Origin of the sequence: Micromonospora sp. NPDC049559 (genome assembly GCF_040676675.1) — a bacterium.
GTDB lineage: Bacteria > Actinomycetota > Actinomycetes > Mycobacteriales > Micromonosporaceae > JBFAPK01.
Window position 1 is genome coordinate 159,230 of sequence record NZ_JBFAPK010000001.1, and the last position, 17,831, is coordinate 177,060.

Genomic DNA, 17,831 nt, shown 5'->3' on the forward strand with positions numbered 1-17,831 from the left:
GCGTCACTCCGCGCCGTTCGAGTCCGCGGTCTTGGCGATTCGCTGTGCGGCTCCCTCAACATCACGTCGGATCTCGCACTCCCAGATCCGAAGCACGGTCCATCCAGCAGCCGTTGCTTGCTCGGTGTTGCGCGTGTCCCGTTCCCTGTTGGTTTTGATCTTCTCTCGCCAGAGTGCCGCGTTGGGGCCTCGGAACTGCCTGGGGGTGTGGTCGGGGCAGCCGTGCCAGAAGCATCCGTCGACGAAGACCGCGACGTGGTACTTGGGAAGTACAAAGTCCGCCGTGCATCGCGGCGTCACTCTCCGTTGAAGGCGGAACCTGAGACCGAGCCGGTGCACCGCGGTCCTGAGGGCGATCTCGGGCTTGGTATCCCTTACCCGCCGACCACGAAGGTGTTCCCCTTCCGCAGTGGTTACCCACCGTCGCCCTAGCGTCCCGCCACCTCCGGCCATGATCACACCCCCGGCCCGTGAACGTCATCCGAGTGCGAGAGTGCCACACTCTTCCCGCGGTTCGAAACCCACCCGAACCCGTCACCTGATACGGAAGCGAGGACGGCCTGGCAAGTTGGTGGGGCCCGTGACGAGCACGCCCAACGCGCGGCCTACATGCCGGGGTTGAATCCCAACCGTAGCGCCTCGCTACGAGCATGCAGGGCCTGAACGGCATGCGTCTCGGGAACCTCTTCTTCCAACTCGAGTCGCCTCCCCACAAACTGGGCCAACTGTCGCTGCCAGGGTTCGAGGTTGCGAGTCTCCTTGGCCCAACGCTCGATCGCGTACCACTCGTCGACCGAGATGAGAGCTACCTCTTCACCCCCTCCCTCTTCGCCACCGGCACCGCCAGCGAGCGCCGCATCGTCAAGGGCGTGGTCCAACAACTCCACCGCCAGATCTCGGGGAGTCTTCCAGGGCACCCTGGACACGGCGTCCCAGCACGCCGCCTTCTTGGCCCACTCGCCGACGTGGTTTCCCTCGTCCGGCTTGAGGACCGCCTTCATGACGCGGGGGCACAGGTCGTGGAGCGCAGCCTCCAGCGCGGGTGAGATGCCCTGTTCTCGCCAAATTCGATCGAGGTCGACGCGGCGGTCGGTCGCGAGCGAGAGGCGAGCGACGGTATACGTGGTCACCAGGCTCTTGTGGCTACCTGCCCGGTGGATGCCGGCAATTCGGTCCACCGCTTTGAAAAGGATGGCCATGGCGATCACTCTCTGGCAGTACTGGATGTCGACGCGTGGCGGCAGCTTGTCCACGTTGAGCATGAACTCGACAAAGTTTTTTTGTGCCCCTCGGCTCACGTGGTAGGGCAGTTGGTTCCACGAGTGGACGAACTTCGCGAGGTCCGCCTTGGTGAACTTCTGCTTTGTGGGGTTTAGCTTCTTGAACTGCCGTTGCCGTGCTGGGGTGCGGGCCTTGGCCAGTTCGTCCGTGTACTGGCCTCGCGCACGCTCGTAGAACCAGTGGGTCTCCTGGCCGCTGCCGTCGACCGCTGGGGCCCACAGGGATCGGGTGATCCGCTGCATGTCCACGTGGTAGTCGTGGTTGGAGCTGAAGTCGACCTGGGTCACCCGGTTCTGCGTGTTGGAGTACTCCGAGATCTTCGGAACAATCTCCGCCAGTCGCTCGGGTGCTACCTCCGTCAGCTTCATCTGTACTCGGACGTGGGACAGGTCTGCCTTGTCGCGGCTCAGGGCGTGATGGAGCGAGGCCGTCGTCTGGCCGCCGTTCACGATCTGGAGGCCGTGCACCGCGGCGATGTGGCTCGGCTCGCCGTCCGGGCCCGTCACGAACTCGACCTGTGAAGCGGTCGCGGTGATGCCGTTGTTGTAGGCCAGGAACCGTCCCGGTGCGTTCAGCAGGGTCTCCCGGATGCCCCGGTTGACCGCACCGCGGGTCTGGAGGAAGGAGCGAACGTTGAGTTCGAGGAGCCGGGTACCGTATTCGGCGTACAGTTCGGCGAGCATCTGACCGGGTACGACTGCTAGGACCACTGAGTGGTCCTCCTCCGAACTCGGCGCGGAGACACACGGCAGTGGAGGCTTGAAGGGCACCACTATGGGCTCGCCGAGAGCGCCCGACGTTGCGTGGCGGTGCAGTCGCGCCAGGTCCCACACCTCGTGGGTCACCGGCAGGCCGTCGAACTCCGAAACTGGAACCTCGTTTGCGGTGCACGCCCTGTTGCTGAGCAGGAAGAGTCTGATCCTGCGCACCTCGGTAAGGGCCTTCTCGACCGCCTCGCACATGTCGTATACATCGAACGACTCGTCGATATGCTGCTGCAGCCCGTCCCGGCAGCGCTGCACGAATACCAGAAGCCGTCGGAAGGACGTCAGGGTCTGGGCCTTCGTGAGCTTGGTCTCCAGGGGTTCCAGCTGGAAGTCCGTGATGAACAGGTCCAGGGACTCACCTGAGTCGCCGATACCGTATCCGTGAACCTCATGGCCGTGCATCTTGTGGTAGGCGGTGAAGGTGTTGGACACGACGCCGGCCTGCTCCAGGTCCTCGAGAACACGGCGCGTGAACGCCTCGGGGGTGGTGGTCCCCTCAGCATCAGCGGTCGCTTGAGTGTCAGCAACGACGCTCCGCGCGAACTCGGTCAGGTCGAGTTCAGCCACGGGATCCTCCGATCAGCTCCTTCACCGCATCGGGTGTGGTGCGGTAGGCGTCAAGACCCGAGGTGCTCACGTGGTACGTGCAATTGCCGACGCCCTCTGGCAGATTCGACTCAACCAGTCTGGGGAAGCCCTCGCGTACATGCCAGAACCGCAACTCTCGAAGGGTGTACCGGGGTTCTTCGTAGAGGTCAGAACGCCCGGGTAGGTAGCCGACCTGAATGAGCAGTCCGTCGAACCTCGCCCGGGCGGCGGGGCTCGTGAGCCGCTGTCGAATACTGTCCACCCTTTTGTTTAGGCTCTCTCCCGATCCGCCGCGTCGCTCGTCGAGGCTGGCGAGCGCCAGGAACAGCGCAGGCGTACCAGTTCCGTCCAGCTGCCTCTCACTGGCGATCCGTACGCTCGTCGGCCGCCTCGCGACGCTGGCCTTGGTCTCGATGGCCAGCTCAGGCAGCTGGAAGTCCTGGTTGGTTCCCGTGGGACCGGTCCACGCTCCGACCGCGTCGGACTGGTTCAGGGAGGTCAGGAGAACATCCCCGAGCACCAGGAGTTCGCCGTAGAGTCCGCGCCGCGCCTCGGCGCTCAGCCCGTCCCTGCTCACCGCACGCAGCAGTTCCTGCCACCGCTCGAACCTGTTCACAGCGGCTGCCAGAGCCTCCGCCGCGGCACTCGCGGCCCTGGCGGTCTCGGCAACGTCGGTGACGAGCGGGTTGAACACCTCACGGAGTCCGTCCGCCGTCAGGATCACCTGCAGCTCGTACTCGGTCCGCGACACCGCGCTCAGGCTCATCTCGATTCCGGCCGCTGTGGGGAGACGACCCACCGACCGCACGATCGGGTCGACGGAACGCGCGTCCGCCCTGAACACCAGCATGCGCTGTCGGCCGGGGTGGGAAACGGAGAGGAAGATGTCGAGCGGGGCATCCGGATGCAGACGGAGGCTGGACCGTCCCGGGACACTCTGTGGGCTTTCCAGTTCCCGCCACTCGTTCTCGGTGACCGTCACGCCTCGTCCTCCTCGTCGAGGGTGTAGATGTCCTCCTGGAGCCAAACGGTGTTGGCGATGTACTCGGTCTTCGACTGGTACTCGGAGTGCGGGAAGCTCACCTGGAAACCGACAAGGACAAGAGGTGGTGTCGTCGGCTCCCCGTCGTCAGCCTGCGGCACCTTGATGGGGTAGATCAGTAGGAGTCCCTGGTCGGTCCGCCGCTGCCGTCGGATGTGCGGGCCAGCCGGCGTTTTCGGGACTGACGGTCTCTCCTTCTCCTCTGCGGCCCTTCTCGCCGCGTCGGATGCTGCAGCCTGCTGCGCTTCGTCGAGATCGATGAGCTCGTCTGGTGGGCTGAGCACTCGGCGAATCGTGTACCTGCCCTCGGTCCTGAAGCCGGGATTGAGGGGCTTGCGGGTCACGAGGCCGACGGTGTGCCCGGCGATGGGCAGTGAAGTGGCCTTCGGCGTCGTGTTACTGACCAGGCACACCGTCCAGTTGCCCAGCTCGCCCACCTTGGCGCACTGCTCCACGTACCTGGCAATGAGTCCCGGACGTACCCGCTGAGCCATGCGGTCGGGCTCGTAGGAGGTGAGGAACTCGGAAACCACGCCAGGGGGCACTCGTTGCCACCGCACATTACCCGCCGGGGGACCGGGTACAGACTCCGCGACAGCGTCCAGCCGACGAACAAGGGCTTCGAGGGCCTTGAAGTTCTTCTCAACGGCTTTGTCCGCAAAGTTGAAAATCACCGTCTCGGGCCCTTCCCCCGAGTAGCTGAGGAGGATCTTCGTGCCCTGCCGCATCTTGTTGGCCGCAGTCACGGTGAGTCCCAGCGAGGAGGACCGAACCTTCAGCCCGAACTCCCTCGGGGTGAGTCTGAGCGCCGCCATCTCCTCGACCTCCCTGCGAAGTTCGTCGGTCGCAGCCGTGACCTCCGCGTAGGCCGCCTGAAGCGCGGGCGTGGTGTACAGACGGCACATGTCCTCATAGCCGGGCCGGTACCCGAACCACCGACCCATCTGCAGGAGGGTGTCGTATGTCTTCGAAACACGCAGGTAGTAGCTGACGGTCAGGCCGTCCAGGGTGAGGCCACGGGAAAGCTTTTGTCCCCCGATGGCGATCACGGACAGGCCGTTCCGCCGGTTCTCGTAGTAGTCGAGCGCATCCTTGGACGCCCCGTTCACCGTCTTGACCTGGATCTTCCTGAGGGCAGGTAGGAGCTGCTCCGATACCTGCTCCCAGGTCAGGCGTTGGGCCTCGTCAGCCGGGAAACAGGCTGTGGTGGCAACAAAGTCCTGCTCCCAGAGAGCCCTGAGTTCGGCACGAAGCGCAGGGCCGTTCCCGTACCGGTCACGGAGCGTTTCCACGATGAGCCGTAGGTGGTCGTCGACCTGGTCGCGTACCAGGGTCTGCACGGCGGTGAACCGGGTGACATGTACCAGCATCGAGTTGTGGACCTTCGTCTGGCCCCGCGCCCGACGAGCCGCACAGGCGAGCACAAACGAGGAAATCGCGTCGCGAAGGGACTGCGGGAGTCTGTCGCCGGGGCTGTCACCGGACCTGTGCTTGGTGGGGAGCCAGGTGTCCGCGTCGTTCACGTGCCGTACGAGCGGCAGCGGCTCCACGTCGTCCTCGTCCTCGTCGTCGACCTGCAGGCCGAAGACCCGCTCAGGACCCAGGTAGTTCGATGGGGACGGAAGAGTGCGGATAAAGCTGTACGGGAAGAGGTCCTCCCCGACGGTGTCGTGGTCGGCGTCCGGGTCGATGTAGATGTTGGCAAAGGGAGTGGCCGTGTATCCGACGTACGCGGCCTTGTCGAAGCTCTTCATGAGCCTACGGATCGCGTCGTTGGTCTTGGTCGGGTCTGCCTCGGGGTCACGGGCCGTGTTGATCGAGGCGTTGTCGGCCTCGTCGTCGATGACGAACAGGGGGAGGTCCTTCACGACCTTGTCGCCGTGTTCGCCTTCGGTCCCGTGGACGTCCGTCACCCACTTGCGCAGGTACTCGAGAATCTTGTAGTGCTTCTTGACGACGAGGACGACGGGGAAGCTGCCGAGGGGGAAGTTGATGGCCTTGGCCGTCGCGAGGCCGAAGTCGCCCTTTTCCGCGCTGCTTGTCGGGGACGCGATGTCGAGCTTTTTCGCGAGGGGCATGGCACCCGCGCCGATCGCACGTGAGCGGCCCTCCTCGTTGGACCTGCTCTGGTGCTGGGTGTCGAAGCCCAGAAGTCCCTCGTCGATCCGCAGCTGTGTCTGGCTCCGGAGATCGTTATGGATGCCGGCAAGGACCACGATGAACCGGTATCCCGCGTCCACAGCCTTTGCGGCAAGCCCGATGTACTGGCCGGTCTTGCCCGACTGCACCTGGCCGATTACCAGACCCTGCCGACGCCAGGGGCCAGGCCGGCGCGGATCCTCGATCTGGCTGAGCACCTCGTCGGAACTCTGGTCCAGCCGCCTCACGACCCATGGTGGAAGGTTTACGACGTCCTCGAGGTACCGCCGGTAACGCTCCCAGAAGTCCCAGGCTCGGTCGTTCTTCGCCTCGGGCAGCCAGGGTTCGTGCCCCTTGGGATCGACAAGCGCCATGGACCGCTCCTGGAAGACGGCGGTCATGGCCTCTATCTCCTTGGCCAACTGGTCCCGGTCAAGGTCCTCCCCCTGCGCGGCGAGCATTCCAAAAATCGCGTTGACCGCGGTCTGTACCTCCTCCGGCTTCGGCTGGCGATCCTGAGGCAGGAATCCGAGAACCAGGCGCGTGGCCTTGGCCATGGGCTCGTCGGCAGGGGCACTCACGTGGCAACCTCCAGCGGGACGTAGAGAGCAGGGACGGCCGCCGACAACGAGTCAGGGCTCATCTATTCCAGAAACCCTGCAGTTGGTTGAAAGGGGGCATAGTGCGCAACCTCTCGCGCGCGGCGGCGGGCGAGCGTCCGCCCGAAACAAGCGACTCGTAGATACGCTGCGCGACCTCGGTCGCCGCCTCGCCAGCGGGCCCTGGTCCGCCGAACGGTTCCGGGTCGTCGCTGGTGTCCGTCTCGTGCATCACGCGCAGGGCAGCGACGGGCACCGTCTCCTCCAGCAGTCGAACCAACGCGCGTACATCCGCCGTGTTGCTGCCGCCAGGCCTCAGCGCGGCCTGAACCAGTGGATGGCTGCGGTTGATCCGACAGGTGACCCTGCCGTCAGTTCGGCGCACGTTCCAAGCGTACGAAAGAGGATCACCATGAGTACGCGCAGCGACCTGTCCACGGTGCCGCAACACGTCCGCCGCCGACGCCCGGGCCTGCCTCGCGATCCGATTGAGATGCTGCCGTAGGCCGACGGGCGGAACGACGCTGGACTTCCTCACGTCGACGCTCCACTCGGCGTCTGTCTCCGCCGGGATGTCGATGGCGATACGCGCCAGGTTGTACTTCTCCTCGCGGCGCATGCCCCTGTGCCCCAGCCAGTCGCCGGCCAGAATCAGGCGATTGCGGCGGTAGACGTAGAAACCCTGCTGGTCGAGCCACCCCTGGGGCCCCGCAGCCGCCTCATACTCCTCCGGCGTGAGCCGGTGGGCGCTGGGGAGGATGAAAGCCTCGACCCGTACGGAATTGCCCCCGAGGGGCAGGTTCTCAGTGGGGAGCCGCTGTACCGAGGGGTGGTTGCTCATGAACGGATCCCAGGGTTCCACCGCGCTCCCGGACACCCGCAGGTTCCGGCGATGGCTCCCAGTGAGGAAGCGGGCAAAGACCATTGCGAGATGCGACTCCGTACGGGCTGCCTCGGCATAGAACTGCCTCTGAGTGCGCTCGTCGTCCTCGCTCACGTCACCGCCGTGGTAGCCGTTGAGCCGACGCCAGAGCACGATCGTGCCGTGGTCAGTGCCACTCCGAAGTCTGTCCAGCACGGTGGTGGTATCGACGTCAGCCCCGTGGAGCAGTCGCCACTCGCCAGTCTCCTCGACGACGTCGAGATCCCAGGTCCGTACGTGCCAGTCACCGGCCGTGGCGGTGGCCACGGAGAGCTGCCGCGACTGCGAGAACGAGGCCGACTTCAGGCCCACTCCGAAACGACCCAGGTCGGTGGAGGCGCGTGACGTCGCAGGCCCACGGGCCGCCACGGTCATGGCCGTTACGAGCTCCTGGATGCTCATACCCCTGCCATCGTCGACGACCGCGATCCACGAGTCCCGCCCCGCCCAGGTGAACTCGACGTCGATGTTACGGGCCTCCGCCGACACGCTGTTGTCTATGAGATCCGCGACAGCCGCCGGCAGCGAGTACCCCAGGGAGCTGAGCGAAGCAACCATGCCCGCGGGCTCGGGGGCCACGATGTCGTACGTCATGGACCGTAACAGCCTGCTTCCCTGACAGGACCCCTGCTTGGTGTACGGCTTTCCCGGATCGAGCGGACCATGCAAGGGGACACCGCAAGGGTCGGGGGATGCCTCAGCGTCGTCGGCCTACGCACGCGACACTCCGCTCACGGACCGATGGTAATGGAGACACGGGCGCCTGGCGGTCTCCAAATTGAGGCACTGTCCATCTCGGAAGGTAATTTGAGAGCCTACGTCCGCTTCGATTTGGGCCGGCTTCGCGCGGCTGCGTGCATCGCCCGCCGCGCACCCGGACATCCTCGCCGCAGCCGGTTTCGGCCCCAGGTTCGCCGCCCAGCTCTCCACCGTGAGCACGGGCTACGCAAGCCGAACCCGGAACTGGCACGGCGGGTGGCTGCCGCTGTTGACGTGCAGATCGAGGAGTGCTGGTTCGTTGGAAACACCATCACCGAGACATCCTGTGCGCCCCCCGCGCTGGCACCGGCGCCGCTATCCTGATGCGCTCGACACGCACCGGCCGGGAACAGGCCGTGCCGGACGTCGTCATTGAGGACGGGTATGGGGTGCGCGATCTCCTGGGCCGGGTCGAAGGGTCTTGATCGTTCACTGGCCGATATACCGACCGCCTCCGAGCGAGCCAACGCTGGCAAGGCGGACGCCGGTCGTGGTGTAGCCCAACCGGATCGCGGCTACGAGATAGGCCAGTTCAGCAACGAATCGGGTCGCCGCCGTGGTCGGCGCGACGTACACGGCGCGGCTGGTGTGGCTCGGGCCGGTCGCTGAGGGCGTGTGGCGGCATCGACCTGCCGGCACGCTTCACCTTCATGTGCTGGGGAGCCGGCGGGTGAGCATGGCCGAGGTCCCCGCCGGGCTGCGCGCGGTCCTGGACGGCATCGCCCAGACACGGGTACGCCCGGCGGCTGGCGTCGAGGCGGCCATCCGGGCCCGCGACCGGCTCGCCGCAGTGACCGTGTCCAGCCGACACCCGCTGGTCGAACAGGCGATGCAGCACTTCACGGCCGCGATCGAGCGCCTGCGCGAGGCCGACCGGGACGCGGCCCTGGCAGCGGCGGCCCTTGTGGCGTATGGCCGCACCGTCGGCATCAGCCTCCCGAGGTCCTGTCATGCTCCCGCAGCCGCATGAACACCGGGGTGAAGTCTGCGTCGGTCGACAGGACGACGAAGTCGTCGAACCGGGTTGGGTGCGTGAGGGTGTCGAGGATGTCGAGCACCATGTGGATGTCGGCACTGTTCTTGCCCATGCTTGTCAGCGACGGGCAGTCCACGACCCGGAAGCCGGCCCGCGTGAAGTATGAACGGAACTTGCCGGAGTGACTCGGCTCCAGGTAGCAGATCCGGCGGAGCAGCATCCGCGGAGTTTCTTCGTCGTCGACCCGGAATGGGCCGAGATCCTGCTCCATCCACCGCACCCAGCGGCTCGGGTCAGTGGCGAACGCCGCAGCCGCGTCGGGGCTCGAGTTGCGCAAACCGATGTACACATTCTCGAAGTCGACGAATAGCGCCGCACGGCGATATACGAACCGAGCTGGGCTTCGGTCACGCCCTTACCTCCGGAGATGCGGACTTTCGACCATAGACGACGTAGGACGGCCCGGCGTCGACCGTTCGACCCCAAATTCCGTGCCGCCATGACAAGTACCAGCGAGGAGCTGGCTGGCGCCCCTGCTGACGACGGGTGGGCAGCCCTTGGGTTATGCCGGTCTTGTCGCGCCACGCCGACGCGGGACGGCCGATGCGGTTGCTTCGGCTGCGGCGTGGGACAGCTCGGGGAGGACGTCGCCGTAGAACTTGGAGGTGAAGTGAGGGCTGGCGTGGCGGAGCCGCTTGGAAATGACCTTCATCTGGACGCCGGCGGCGAGGCCGATAGTCGCGGCACCGTGGCGAAGGTCGTGGAGCCGGATGGGTGGTAGGTCGGCCTGGGTGGCGAGGTGGTGAAAGTGGTCGGTGACATCGGCCGGGTGGAGTTGGCCGCCGGTCGGAGTGATGAACACCAGCCCGGTCTTGGTCCAGGCGGCGCCGGCGGCGAGTCGTTCGCGGTGTTGGCGGGCGCGGTGGGCACGCAGGACGGCGACGGTCTCGGCGTCCAAGGCGACGGCCGCCTCACTGTCGGCAGTCTTCGGGGTGTCGATGGCGGTGGCCCAGCCGAGTTGGACAACCTGCCATCGGACGGTGAGGGTCCGGGCGTCGAGGTCGAGATCGTCCCAGTGCAGCCCGCAGGCTTCGCCCCGGCGTAGTCCGGTGAAGGTGGTGAGGTGGTAGAGGGCGTAGAGCCGGTCGTTGGCGTCATAAGTGTGGTCGAGGAAGCGTCCGGTCTGTTCGGGGGTCCAGATCATGACGGGGCTGGGGATCTTGCCGGTGTCGCGCCACGTCTTGACGCGTTGGTCGGTCCAGATGGTCGGCTTGGGTGGCCGGGCCGGGGGTAGCTCGACCATGAGGGCGGGGTTGGCGTCGATGAGCCGGTGACGACGCGTCGCGTCGTTGAGGGCCTTACGCAGGGTGGCGTGGATACGGTGCTGAGTCGCCGGGCCAACCGTGCGTTGGCCTTTGACCTGGTCTCGCTTCGCCTGATCACGGCTGGCACGCAGAGTATCGATGGTGGTGTTGCGTTCGTCGATGGCGTCGTACATGGCGTCGATATGGCCGGGCCGAAGCCGGTCGATACGCAGGTGGCCGAGGTACGGATTCAGGTACAGCCGGATATGGCCCTCGTAGGAACGCAGGGTGCCCTTTTTGATGTTCTTGCGCCCGGCGAGCCAGTCGGCGAGGTAATCGGCCATGGTCGGCAGGTCGGCCGGGGTGATGTCGAGGTGCAGCGCCCGGCGGATCTGGTCCTGGGTGGGGATGGGCGCGCCGGTCTTGACGGCGGTTTCGATGAGGTCGCCGGTCTTGATTGTGGCGTGCCGGTCGGTGGGGTCGGGGACGGTGAGCGCGGCCCGAATGCGGTCCAGGACCGCGTCGGCGTCTGCCTGGGTGGTGTACGGGCCGTGGCGTAGCGGCCGGCGGTTGCCATCGGCGCGGGCGGGAAGTTCGATCTGCCAGTGCCACTGGCCGTGGTTACGGGACCAGCCACCGCCGGGTCGGCGGAGCTGGGGGCAGGAGCGCCCCAGTCGCCGGCCCGAGGTGGTGTCGCGGCAGCCGCAGCGTTTGAAGGTGGACCCCTTCACTCATCGTCTCCCTGCTCGGCGCGGTGCCGCCAGCGGTGGTGCGCGTAGTCCGCTGGCGGCGCGGTCGTTGCATCCACGCTCGTCTCGGCGCCGGGATCAAGTCGCCGGTCGGCGGCTTGGGCGGGGGTTTCGAGCAGCAGGAGCCGGAGCAGGCCAGCGACCGGGACGATGATGCGGGTACCGGCCCGGACCACCGGTGTGGGGAAGGCGTCGGCGGCGGCGAGCCGGTACGCCTGGGATCGGCTGATCCCGAGTACGGAGGCGGCGGTGGCGAGATTCGTGGTCACGCCGAGGGCGCGGAGTCGTTCTGTGGTCCACACCTCGTCCGCCGCGGGTACGGGTTCGGCGGTGTGGGTGGTGGGCGCGGTGTTTGCTGTAGTGCAGTAAGCGTGCTCAGTTGGATTGATGTGGGTGCTCATGATTGCGGTGCTCCTGACCGTTGTGGGCTTGTCTGGGATCCGTGGTGTCGAGGGTTGCTGTCCCCGTCGGGCCGGTTGGTGGTGCCGGCCGGGTGGGTGGGCGAGCTGACGACCGCCGATTGCTGACGAGGTGGCAGCGGCGGTGCCAGGCTCGTGCCTGGTCGAGGCCGGTTGTCCTGGAGGGCGGACGTCGGAGATGACTCGGCTTTGATGGTCTTGAGGAGATCGGATACTCGGGTGTTGGAGACGGCGTGGCCTGCGGTGCGGAGGGCCTCGGCAAGTGCTGCCCGGGTGAGCGCCTGCTCGTCCGTGGCGAGTTGGTCCCGGATGCGCCGTGCTGCGGGAAGCAGCTCGTCCGCGTTCTGCGAGTGGTCCGCGGACCGTTCGTGACGTCTTCTGTTGCGGTGGCGGGTCGGTCCGTCCGCTCGATGGCTGCTGCTGGATGGGTGGACGGTCCGGCGGGCGGACCGCTCCCCCGCTGGTTCGGCGGACGGCTCGGCGTCAGCGGTCCGGTCCGGCTGGCGTGTTGCGGATGGGGTGGCCTCGGTCCGGGACGCCATGTTGGTGTAGCCGAGGGCTACCTTGACCATGACGAGGAAGCCGAGCGCCGGTACGGCTGCGGCGATCCAGCCGATCGGTGACGGTTCGGCCTCGACGACCTGCGCGGCGAGGGACAGTGTGACCGCGCAGCCCAGTACGACCGCCGGGAACTTCGTCGAGGCGTGGGCGCGTTTGCGGCGGCGCAGCTCGAGTCCGGAGGCGATGGACATCAGTTCCAGGACGATCGCGTCCGCCCAGGCGAGCCATCCCGGTTGACCGTGCGCCGCGGCGACGTTGTAAACGTGGGTGAAGCTCGCCGCGCCGGCGGCCCCGCCGATCGCGAGCATGATCAGGATCTGGACGGCTCCCTCAGCCCGGTCCGTCCGCCGGGGACCGTCCGCGTCGTCTTGCGGCGTACTCGTGGCGAAGCACCTCCTCCGCTGGGACCGCAGCGACGTCGGCTCTGACGGCCGCCGGGATGGACTGCACGGGGACGAGGATCATGTCCGTACCTTTCAATCTGCTGATGACAGCGGCGCATAAGCGCTGGTACCGGCCGGCGGGAAAGCGCGGGACGATACCTCGGGAACGGTGGTGCCCGGAGGGGCCCGGATCTGCCACGGCCTGGTCCGTACCGGCAGGTTTCGCCGTGACGGCCGGGTGAAAGGTCGTCTCTCTTTCTGTCAGCGGGGTCAGAGCGGTAACGGGCGCGCTCTGTTGAGCGAATGGCCTGCTGCTCACGCCGCCTCCTCGGAAGCGGACCGCAGGTCGGCGACGTACACGGCGAGGTCGACGAGCCGGCACCGCTGGCCGTCGCCGTACGCGATCGCCCAGACAGCGTCCGCCGGAGAGAGTCCCGACGCTGCGGCATGATCGCGGGCACCGGTGGCGACCGGCACCCGCGGGGGCGCCTCGGCGATCAGGCGCCGCAGGTTGCGTTCCCGGGCAGCGGAAGGCAGCCAGAGCAGCACCGGCCACATCCGCCCGATCGTGGCGAACAGCTCCTGGTACCCGGCCAGCTTGCCGAGCAGGACCGACAGCTGCTCGCCACCCGAGTCGTACTCCACGAACACCGGCACCACGACGCCGTCGTCGGCCCACACGCCGTAACCGTCCGGCCGTATCCGGGGTTGGTAGGCGCGTACCAGCGCCGGATCCTCGGGGCTCGTGAAGGCTCCCGCTCGGCCGCAGGCCGACTCCGACAGCCACCGGCGGAGCTCGGCGCCGGAATGGGTGCGGGCGTGGCCGGCAAGGTCGGTGAAAAAGCCGTTGATCCCGAGCCGGTGCGCCAGGCTGCGGCTGGAGGTCCACCGCCGCCGCTCGGTACGGGCATGGTCCCGGCGCGGTGGCCGCTCGTCCCGCCCGGCGGCGACGACCTCGGCGCCGAGCTGGTCGAGGACGTAGTGGTACGGGTATGAGCCGCCGTCGGCGCGCTGTGGCCGGAACCGGGCCACCAGGCCCAGCTGGTGCAGCGTGCGCAGGCGGCGCTGACAAAAATCCACTGACGGAAACAGGGCGTGGGCGATCTGGAACGAGGTCAGCACCCCGTGGTCGTACAACCAGCCCAGCAGCACCCGATCTCGGTGGGTGAGCTGGGACTGCACTCGAAGGACCGGGTCATCCATCGGATCTCACCTCCTCCTCGGTTCTCGTGATGCGAGCCCCTGGGGAGAGACCCGAGACCATGCAGGGTCTCTCGCAGGACACTCGACAGGTGCTGACAGACGTCGTGACCTGCGGTGTGAGCGACAGCCAGGGGTCAGTTCGGGGGTCAGCTTGAAGAGTGACCCCAACCCGGACGTCAACACGGACGCCCGAACGGAGGTCAAGTCGGGATCTGTCACGCCGCCCGCCAGGAGCCGAAGCGGCGAAGTGAAGCAGTCGGGGAACAACACAACTCCCTGGTTGAAGGTCTGGACGGCGCCGACCGTCACGACGCCGTGGTGAAGTCGCCGGCCATACCCGCCGCACCCGGACCTGGGGTACGGAGGGCAGGCGGCACCCTGCCGGGTCACGCCCGGCCGGGCGGACCGCGCGAGCGCGGCCGAGGGACGTGCCACTGTGGACGGATCAACAAACGCATCGGCCCGATACCGGCCGGTATGTAGCGGATCAGGGCAGCAGCAGTCGACACGACCGCGACCAGCACGGTCGTGCAGACGGAAACGGACAACAACGGACCGCCGGCTGGGTGTCCGCAGCGGCACCGCCCAGGTTGGTCACAACCCGTGACAGGGCACTCCCACGGCCGCTCGACATCGCGGTGGCCGGATAGGGCGTCGGCTCAACCCGCCGGAAGAAGATCCTTCATCTCGGCCCTCCTGTAGCTCGCACGGGCCCCGTCGACCGGCCCGCTCACACGGGCCCGGAACGAAGCAAGCGCCCCCACGGAGCGCCCACGCATCGACCTATATGGCCCGGCGAACAAGACCGCCGCACGGGGAACGTCATCCAGTACCTCTCGGCCGGGCTGCCTTGTCAAGGCCATTCAGCTGCTGCGACCCAGCTCACGAGGCCGACCCACAAGGTCGATCATGCTGGGATGGATCGATCCGTCCAGCCGGGTACGTGGTGGTCCGACGGCGGTACCCAACGTCCGGGAAACACAAATGTGCCAACCTTTTCTGCACAAGCTCCGCCCGCCTGACCCGGCGGTCAGGAGCCGGGAGTACCGGCCCCCGGCCACCCGTCCACGACCGACAGCTCCAAGCGCACAGGCCCCGTATAGATCACTCTGCGTGCAGGTGGGCACAATCAAGAGGTGATCGCGAGCGTGTTCTTCGACGTGAGTGAGACGATCGTCGACGAGTCCCGGGAGTACGGGACCTGGGCCGACTGGCTCGGCGTACCGCGGCACACGTTCTCGGCCGTCTTCGGCGCGGTGATCGCTCGCGGCCTCGACTACCGGGAGACGTTCCAGATGTTCCGGCCTGGGTTCGACCTGGCCGAGGAGCGGGAGCGCCGGGCCGCCGCCGGCCAGCCGGAGCACTTCTCCGAGGAGAACCTGTACCCGGACGCCCGACCGTGCCTAGCCGCACTGCGCGAGTCGGGGCTGCGGGTCGGTCTGGCCGGTAACCAGACGGCACGCGCCGAAACGATCCTGCGCGCCCTGGACCTGCCGGTGGACGTGATCGGCACATCGGACGGCTGGGGCGTGGAGAAGCCGTCCACGGCGTTCTTCGAGCGGGTCGTCGCCGAGGCGGACTGCCCGGCAGACCAGGTGCTCTACGTCGGCGACCGTTTGGACAACGACATCCGGCCGGCGCAGGAGGCCGGGCTCACGACCGCCCTCGTGAGGCGCGGCCCGTGGGGATACCTCCTCGCTGACAGCTCCGTCAGCGAACGCTGTTTGTTCCAGCTCGACTCGCTGGCGGAGCTACCCGAGTTGGTACGCAAGCACAACGAGTCGGCGGATTAGGCTCCGAAGAGGGCGGCTCGGCAGGCCACAAGGGCGGCGACCGGTGCCTATGCTGCGATGGATACCGCTGCCCTCCGTCGAGGCTGAGCGTGTGCAGTTTGCGCGGTCACCGATTCCCTACCAGTGATCGTCGAGCGCGATCGGCCGAACCAGCCCACAAAAGTGACCGGGTTGCCAGAGGGTGGCGCGGAATAGCGGTAGGAAGGGCCTGGAGAACTCCGTGCGGAAGCGAGCGGAGTGCGGGCAAGGGTCATCGCGCGGCGCGCCCTCCGGGCCGCAATGCAAATGCCGATCTGACCGGCGCACTGCAGGTTACGGCAGTTACCGTTCTCGTCAGGTTGATGCGCGGCAGCCACATCGAGTGCGAGTCGCCACAGCAATGGGTCGGTCACGTCGTCGGGGACGACAGCGAGCATGCTGAGGCGTTCACGGGAATTGCCAGACACGACAAGCACCTTTCATCGGCGTGATGAAACCACCGTCGGCTACCCAAGATAGGAGATTCCGGATATCCGTTCGGCGACGGGAACCATGAACGCTCACCTTTGCTCAAAGGTCAAGTCGTCGCCCGATTGCCGGTCGTGGAGGCCACAACTGCTGGCGTTGCCGCGGCAGTGCAATGACCTTTGGAAAAACGGTGCACGAACCGGGTGGGCGACAGCTGGTCGCGGCTTGGCTCCAGCCTTCTCCAGCGGGTCAGCCCTGCCACCGTATGACGATTGCCATTGCTTGCTGCACGGCGACCTTTCGGGGAAAATCAGCCACCGTGAAGTTCCTCGAACGCTACCTGCGTGGTGAACATGAGCAGGTTTGGGCCGACCTGCGCGGACTGGGACCAGATGTCCGCGACGAGACCTACCTCGCCGACGGCCGGAGCGTAGCCGAGGAGACGATGCGCCGAGTGCGCAACAACGTCGAGGTGCTCCGCACACGTCTTGACAATGCCGGCTACCGCTTCAAGGAGCCGGACCGAGCCCACCTGCCGCCCCCGCCGGACATCGCCGTCCAGCTCGACAAGTTCGAGAGACAACACGGGCCCCTACCGTTATCTCTGCGCGCCTTTTACCAGATAGTCGGCACCGTCACCTTCATCCAATCCTCGGAGCAGTTCGCCAACTGGTACGACCGAGACCAGCGGCCCGAGCCGGTAACGCCCGTGGCCTATCTGGGCGAGTACGATCCCTTGGTCGTCGAGCCGCTTGCCTGCGCCCAGGCGGAGTGGAACACCGAGCACGGCAAGCGGTCCTGGTTTCTGGCCCCGGATGAATGCCACAAGGCCAACTACAGCGGCGGCATGAACTACAACGTCCTGCTCCCCGAGGCTGGGGCCGACTTCCGTATCTACGGGATGATCATCAACGAAGAGAGCCACTTCGGCGACTGGTTTGTCGGCTACCTGCGAGAGACATTCCGAGGTGGAGGCTTCCGCGGGAAGGTCGACGTGCGCGACGACAGCGTGGTCGGCCGCCTAATTCCTGATCTGGAAATCACCCACCGTCTCGCCGAAGGGCTTCAACCCATCGGCGACCCCAACGAGCAAACGCGGCTCCTCGAACGCTGATCGCTGCACGGCGGTCATCGCGGCGCACGCATCTATCGCTGGCGGCAGCGCCACGAAGATAAGGTGCCGCTGCGGCCCCGGGGGTCCGTGTACTCGGTCGGATCCGTCTGGACCGGATCAGCGAACCCGTACCGGTTGATCTGCGCTTCATGGAAAGGCCGCCAACAGCCGCGCCGCGTCCGGATGGTCGTAGGCGCGCTCGATCACCTCGACAATGCTGACTTCGTGGATCGACGACGTGGGAGCTGGGGATGCATCGTCGTGTACGCATACGACCCCGGCCAGCAAACGCCGGTTGCCCTGTCTCTGCTCTGACACTCCGCCGGCCAGGACCGCGATCAGCTGGAAAGGATCTCGTCGTACTCGTCGTCGTACCACTCGGTCAGGTTGTGCTTGCGGAGCACACCGTCGAACCTGGTCAGCAGTAGCCAGTTGCCGTTCATCGCCAGGGCGGCGTCTTCGTGCGACCGGCCAGTACCCGGGCCACCGCGGCCAGCATGTTGGGGATGCCCTTCTCGGCCAGGGTGTCCTTGCGCATGCGGAAGTCGACGTCGACATAGGCGTCCGGCTCCCACACCCATTGCGAGCCGTCGTCCTCGGCGTCGTAGTAGCCGTTGCTGCCAGAGGTGATATCGACGACGTAGCCGCGCTCGTCGTCGAGGTCGGCGGTGAGCATCCGCTTGCCGGTGTGCGTCAGCCGCTCGGTGGCCTCCGGAGCGGCCAGCCGCGCCACGTCCTCCAGCGGGACGTCGCTCGCCAGGGTCAGTCGGTACTCGATAGCCACG

The 17,831-nt window shown here is 66.7% G+C and carries 12 protein-coding genes and 3 pseudogenes; 3 read left to right on the forward strand and 12 right to left on the reverse strand.

What is annotated here, in order from left to right; translation table 11 throughout:
- Nucleotides 1-3 precede the first annotated feature (3 nt).
- From AB0J86_RS00700 to AB0J86_RS00720, 5 genes are all read right to left on the reverse strand, one after another.
- Nucleotides 4-453 (reverse strand): very short patch repair endonuclease, encoded by a 450-nt coding sequence (locus AB0J86_RS00700; RefSeq protein ID WP_363850350.1) that lies wholly within the window; start codon nucleotides 451-453, stop codon nucleotides 4-6.
- Between the two features lie 152 nt (nucleotides 454-605).
- A complete protein-coding gene (locus AB0J86_RS00705) occupies nucleotides 606-2,615 on the reverse strand; it encodes an AIPR family protein (RefSeq protein ID WP_363850352.1) in 2,010 nt (669 codons plus the stop codon).
- The gene (locus tag AB0J86_RS00710) at nucleotides 2,608-3,618 is read right to left on the reverse strand and encodes a PD-(D/E)XK motif protein (RefSeq protein WP_363850355.1); all 1,011 of its coding nucleotides are present in this window, start codon (nucleotides 3,616-3,618) and stop codon (nucleotides 2,608-2,610) included. Before AB0J86_RS00710 ends, AB0J86_RS00705 begins: the two co-directional genes overlap by 8 nt.
- On the reverse strand, nucleotides 3,615-6,398 hold the full coding sequence (locus tag AB0J86_RS00715; protein ID WP_363850357.1) for a Z1 domain-containing protein: 2,784 nt from the start codon (nucleotides 6,396-6,398) through the stop codon (nucleotides 3,615-3,617). The genes AB0J86_RS00710 and AB0J86_RS00715 overlap by 4 nt, the downstream gene beginning before the upstream one ends.
- 58 nt (nucleotides 6,399-6,456) lie before the next feature.
- Nucleotides 6,457-7,932, reverse strand: coding sequence for an ATP-binding protein (locus AB0J86_RS00720; RefSeq protein WP_363850360.1), 1,476 nt, complete (start codon nucleotides 7,930-7,932; stop codon nucleotides 6,457-6,459).
- Between the two features lie 841 nt (nucleotides 7,933-8,773).
- Between AB0J86_RS00720 and AB0J86_RS00725 the strand changes: the two are divergent.
- Nucleotides 8,774-9,064, forward strand: a pseudogene (locus tag AB0J86_RS00725) (hypothetical protein); the annotation flags it as partial.
- Here AB0J86_RS00725 and AB0J86_RS00730 read toward each other — a convergent pair.
- From AB0J86_RS00730 to AB0J86_RS00750, 5 genes are all read right to left on the reverse strand, one after another.
- Nucleotides 9,027-9,422, reverse strand: a complete 396-nt coding sequence (locus AB0J86_RS00730) for an NYN domain-containing protein (RefSeq protein ID WP_363850362.1) — start codon at nucleotides 9,420-9,422, stop codon at nucleotides 9,027-9,029. The pseudogene AB0J86_RS00725 and the gene AB0J86_RS00730 sit on opposite strands and share 38 nt — an antisense overlap.
- 213 nt (nucleotides 9,423-9,635) lie before the next feature.
- Entirely contained in the window at nucleotides 9,636-11,108 is a 1,473-nt protein-coding gene (locus tag AB0J86_RS00735; RefSeq protein ID WP_363850365.1) for a tyrosine-type recombinase/integrase, read from the reverse strand.
- Nucleotides 11,105-11,527 carry a hypothetical protein gene (locus tag AB0J86_RS00740; RefSeq protein ID WP_363850368.1) on the reverse strand — a complete coding sequence of 141 codons (423 nt, stop codon included), beginning with the start codon at nucleotides 11,525-11,527 and terminating at the stop codon, nucleotides 11,105-11,107. The genes AB0J86_RS00735 and AB0J86_RS00740 overlap by 4 nt, the downstream gene beginning before the upstream one ends.
- Nucleotides 11,524-12,414: a DUF2637 domain-containing protein gene (locus AB0J86_RS00745; RefSeq protein ID WP_363850371.1), complete on the reverse strand. Its 891-nt coding sequence runs from the start codon at nucleotides 12,412-12,414 to the stop codon at nucleotides 11,524-11,526. The genes AB0J86_RS00740 and AB0J86_RS00745 overlap by 4 nt, the downstream gene beginning before the upstream one ends.
- Before the next feature lie 390 nt (nucleotides 12,415-12,804).
- Entirely contained in the window at nucleotides 12,805-13,692 is an 888-nt protein-coding gene (locus tag AB0J86_RS00750; RefSeq protein WP_363850374.1) for a replication-relaxation family protein, read from the reverse strand.
- A gap of 1,136 nt (nucleotides 13,693-14,828) precedes the next feature.
- Here AB0J86_RS00750 and AB0J86_RS00755 point away from each other — a divergent pair.
- Nucleotides 14,829-15,485: an HAD family hydrolase gene (locus AB0J86_RS00755; protein ID WP_363850377.1), complete on the forward strand. Its 657-nt coding sequence runs from the start codon at nucleotides 14,829-14,831 to the stop codon at nucleotides 15,483-15,485.
- Between the two features lie 221 nt (nucleotides 15,486-15,706).
- Here the strand turns inward: AB0J86_RS00755 and AB0J86_RS00760 are convergent.
- A pseudogene (locus AB0J86_RS00760) lies at nucleotides 15,707-15,901 on the reverse strand (hypothetical protein); the annotation flags it as partial.
- A 350-nt stretch (nucleotides 15,902-16,251) separates the two neighbouring features.
- Between AB0J86_RS00760 and AB0J86_RS00765 the strand changes: the two are divergent.
- Nucleotides 16,252-17,046, forward strand: coding sequence for a hypothetical protein (locus AB0J86_RS00765; protein ID WP_363850380.1), 795 nt, complete (start codon nucleotides 16,252-16,254; stop codon nucleotides 17,044-17,046).
- A 338-nt stretch (nucleotides 17,047-17,384) separates the two neighbouring features.
- Here AB0J86_RS00765 and AB0J86_RS00770 read toward each other — a convergent pair.
- Nucleotides 17,385-17,830 (reverse strand): annotated as a pseudogene (locus tag AB0J86_RS00770) (SitI3 family protein).
- Between the last annotated feature and the right edge of the window lies 1 nt (nucleotide 17,831).

Excerpts from the sequence above, each read along its gene's own strand:
- AB0J86_RS00745 (WP_363850371.1), bottom strand. The coding sequence starts at position 12,414 with ATGCTCGCGATCGGCGGGGCCGCCGGCGCGGCGAGCTTCACCCACGTT.
- AB0J86_RS00700 (WP_363850350.1), bottom strand. The coding sequence starts at position 453 with ATGGCCGGAGGTGGCGGGACGCTAGGGCGACGGTGGGTAACCACTGCG.
- AB0J86_RS00740 (WP_363850368.1), bottom strand. The coding sequence starts at position 11,527 with ATGAGCACCCACATCAATCCAACTGAGCACGCTTACTGCACTACAGCA.
- AB0J86_RS00750 (WP_363850374.1), bottom strand. The coding sequence starts at position 13,692 with ATGGATGACCCGGTCCTTCGAGTGCAGTCCCAGCTCACCCACCGAGAT.
- AB0J86_RS00720 (WP_363850360.1), bottom strand. The coding sequence starts at position 7,932 with ATGACGTACGACATCGTGGCCCCCGAGCCCGCGGGCATGGTTGCTTCG.